At 57.6% G+C, this 3,829-nt stretch carries 5 protein-coding genes; all 5 read right to left on the reverse strand.

The features are described 5' to 3' along the window. Nucleotides 1-67: 67 nt before the first annotated feature. Entirely contained in the window at nucleotides 68-2,071 is a 2,004-nt protein-coding gene (nuoL, locus tag AC3VI7_RS12300; protein WP_489667631.1) for an NADH-quinone oxidoreductase subunit L, read from the reverse strand. A 21-nt stretch (nucleotides 2,072-2,092) separates the two neighbouring features. Next, nucleotides 2,093-2,401 (reverse strand): NADH-quinone oxidoreductase subunit NuoK, encoded by a 309-nt coding sequence (gene nuoK / locus AC3VI7_RS12305; RefSeq protein ID WP_369415813.1) that lies wholly within the window; start codon nucleotides 2,399-2,401, stop codon nucleotides 2,093-2,095. Further along, entirely contained in the window at nucleotides 2,398-3,024 is a 627-nt protein-coding gene (locus AC3VI7_RS12310; RefSeq protein WP_489667632.1) for an NADH-quinone oxidoreductase subunit J, read from the reverse strand. Before AC3VI7_RS12310 ends, nuoK begins: the two co-directional genes overlap by 4 nt. A 6-nt stretch (nucleotides 3,025-3,030) precedes the next feature. Beyond that, nucleotides 3,031-3,528: an NADH-quinone oxidoreductase subunit NuoI gene (gene nuoI / locus AC3VI7_RS12315; protein WP_489667633.1), complete on the reverse strand. Its 498-nt coding sequence runs from the start codon at nucleotides 3,526-3,528 to the stop codon at nucleotides 3,031-3,033. Between the two features lie 38 nt (nucleotides 3,529-3,566). Then, nucleotides 3,567-3,829 (reverse strand): NADH-quinone oxidoreductase subunit H (locus AC3VI7_RS12320; protein ID WP_489671588.1); only part of this gene is annotated, 263 nt, incomplete at its 5' end.

The following is a 3,829-nucleotide window of genomic DNA, read 5'->3' on the forward strand; positions in this document are numbered from 1 at the left end:
AACACCGAAAGCAATCGGCAGCCAGATCGAAAGCGAAAGATAAGCCATGACGTCGTAACCCTTGCGCTCAGCGATGCACCAAGATGAACCAGGTCATCAGCGCGAACACGCCGACCAGCATGACCAAGGCGTAGTGATAGATGTAGCCGGTTTGGAACAGACGCACGATCTGCGCCAACCAACCCACGGCCTTGGCGGAACCATTGATGATCAAACCGTCGATCAAGGCCACGTCGCCAACCTTCCACAGACCGCGACCCAGCAGGCGCGACCCAGCAGCGAGCACCCGCTCGTTGAAGGCATCCATGTAGTACTTGTTCTCCAGCAAGGTCACCAACGGCCTCAAAGTGCGATGCAAAGCCGCCGGGATCGCCGGGTTGACCATGTAAAACACATACGCCATGACCACACCGCCCAGAGCCAGCGCGAACGGCAGGGTGGTGAGCGCATGCATGGCCATCGTCGCTGCGCTATGGAACTCATGCGCCAATTCATGCATGGCGGGATGCGCCTCAGCGTTGATAAGGATCGAGTCCTTGAAGAAGTCACCGAACAACATCGGGCCGATGGTCACGTAGCCAATAAGCAGCGACGGGATGGCCAGCAAGACGAGCGGCACGGTCACCACCCAAGGCGATTCATGCGGTGTGTGGTCGTGACCATGACCATGGTCGTCATGGGCGTCGTGCTCACCCGGGAACGGCTTGTGGTGGAAGTTTTCCTTGCCGTGGAAGACCAAGAAATACATACGGAACGAGTAGAAGGCCGTGACAAACACGCCGATCACCACTGCCGCATACGCCCAAGGCGCAGCCGGCAGATGGCTGGCATGGACGGCTTCGATGATCGAATCTTTCGAATAAAAACCCGAGAAGAACGGTGTACCAATCAGCGCGAGCGAACCCACCAAGGAGGTGATCCATGTGATGGGCATGTACTTACGCAGACCGCCCATGTTGCGGATGTCTTGGTCATGGTGCATGCCGATGATCACCGAGCCCGCGCCCAAGAACAGCAGCGCCTTGAAAAACGCGTGCGTCATCAAGTGGAACACCGCCACCGAGTAGGCCGAAGCCCCCAGCGCCACGGTCATGTAGCCGAGCTGCGAGAGCGTCGAGTACGCCACCACGCGCTTGATATCGGTCTGGATGATGCCCAGAAAGCCCATGAAGAGCGCCGTGATCGAGCCGATGATCAAGATGAAATTCAGCGCGGTGTCCGAGAGCTCAAACAGCGGGCTCATGCGCGCGACCATGAAGATACCGGCCGTCACCATGGTGGCGGCGTGGATCAACGCCGAGATCGGGGTCGGGCCTTCCATCGAGTCAGGCAGCCAGACGTGCAGCGGGAACTGCGCCGACTTGCCCATCGCACCGATGAACAAGCAAATGCAGGTCACCGTGATGAGCGTCCACTGCGTGCCGGGGAAACCCAGCTTGGCGTATTCACCGGCCTTGGCAAAGGTCTCCACATAGTCGAGCGTGCCGGCATAGGCCGCGATCAGACCAATGCCCAAAATAAAGCCGAAGTCACCGACACGATTGACCAAGAAGGCCTTCATGTTGGCAAAGATCGCCGTCGGACGCTTGAACCAGAAACCGATCAGCAGGTACGACACCAAGCCCACCGCTTCCCAGCCAAAGAAGAGCTGGAGGAAGTTGTTGCTCATGACGAGCATCAACATCGAGAAGGTAAAGAGCGAGATGTACGAAAAGAAGCGCTGATAGCCGTCGTCTTCTTCCATGTAGCCGATGGTGTAGATATGGACCATCAGCGAGACGAAGGTGACGACCACCATCATCATCGCGGTCAGACCATCGACGAGGAAACCGACTTCCATCTTGAGGCTGCCCACCACCATCCATTCATAGATGGTCTGGTTGAAGCGTGCGCCACCCAGCACATCGAACAAGGTCAGGGCCGAAAGCACAAAGGCGATCAGCACACCCAAGATCGTGGCGATGTGGGCCCCACGACGTCCCACCTGTTTGCCAAACAGGCCGGCGATGATCGACCCGGCCAGCGGGGCCAGGGCGATAGTGAGCAAGGTTGATTGCGAGAGCTGCGACATGTGTCTGGTTTCCTCTTGGCCTCAGCCCTTCAGCGAGTCGAGTTCATCAACGTTGATGGTCGAGCGGTTGCGGAACAACACGACCAAGATGGCCAGCCCAATGGCTGATTCAGCCGCCGCCACCGTCAGGATGAAGAACACAAACACCTGTCCGGCCATGTCCCCCAAGTAGTGGGAGAAGGCGACGAAATTGAGGTTGACCGCCAGCAGCATCAGCTCAATGGCCATCAGCAGCACGATCAGGTTCTTGCGATTAAGGAAGATGCCGATCACCGACAGGGCGAACAAAATCGCCCCGAGCGACAGGTAATGGCCAAGCGCGAGCGTCATGCTGCGGGTCCTTTCGATGCTGCGATGTCACGCTCGGCGTCCATCTTGACGATGCGCACGCGGTCGGCCTTGCGAGCCTTGAGCTGTTCGGAGACCTGCATGGCCTTGCTGTCCTTGCGATGCCGCAGGGTCAAGGCAATGGCTGCAATGATCGCCACCAGAAGCAAAACGGCGGCCATTTGCAAAGGCAGGAGATACGTGGTGTAGATCTCGATGCCGAGCATCTTGGTGTTGCCCAACTTGAGCGCCGCAGCGTCAAAGGGATGCGGGGTCGAGACATGGAAGCCGCGCACCAACACATAGGCCATTTCGACCGAGATGATCGCGCCGACAAAACCCGCCAAGGGGAAATGCCGCCAGAAGCCTTCGCGCAGCGTGTCGATGTTGATGTCCAACATCATCACCACGAACAAAAACAGCACCATCACGGCACCAACGTAGACCAGCACCAAGGAAAGGGCCAGGAATTCAGCTTGCAACAGCATCCAAACGCCGGAGGCGTTGAAGAAAGCCAGCACAAGGTAGAGGGCTGCGTGGACCGGACTGCGCGCTGTGATGACGCGAAACGCGGCAAACAGCAGCACAGCCGAGAAGGTATAGAAAAGCGCGGTGGTCGTGTCCATGTCGTCTCAGCGGTACTTGGCGTCCGCATCCTTGTTGGCGGCAATTTCTTTTTCGTAGCGATCACCGACCGCAAGCAGCATGTCCTTGGTGAAGTAAAGATCGCCGCGCTTTTCGCCGTGGTATTCAAAGATGTGCGTCTCGACGATCGAATCGACCGGGCAGCTTTCTTCGCAGAAGCCGCAGAAGATGCACTTGGTCAAATCGATGTCGTAGCGCGTGGTGCGACGGCTGCCGTCCGCACGCTGCTCTGACTCGATGGTGATGGCCATGGCGGGACAAACCGCCTCGCACAGCTTGCAAGCGATGCAACGCTCTTCACCGTTGTCATAGCGACGCAGCGCATGCAGACCGCGAAAACGCGGGCTGATCGGCGTTTTTTCTTCCGGAAACTGCACGGTGATCGTGGGTTTCAGAAAATACCGCCCGGTCAACTTCAAGCCCTTGAACAACTCCAAGAGCATGAAGCTCGATAGAAAATCCTTGACGGTGGCCACTGAGAACATGTGTGTGTCTTCCTATTCCGAAATCCCTGCGGGCCGGATCACTTCCAGATATTCCAAGGCGTCTGCATCCACAGACCCACCACGAGCAACCACACCAAGGTGATCGGAATAAAGATCTTCCAGCCCAAACGCATGATCTGGTCATAGCGGTAGCGCGGGAAAGTGGCGCGAATCCACAAGAACATGGTCACGACGACGAAGGTCTTGATGGCCAGCCAGATCCAGCCCGGAATGAAATCGAGCGCAGCAAACGGCGAGAGCCAGCCGCCCAAGAACATGAGCACGGTCAGGATCGAGACCA

The organism is Leptothrix toolikensis (SeqCode), from assembly GCF_057922285.1.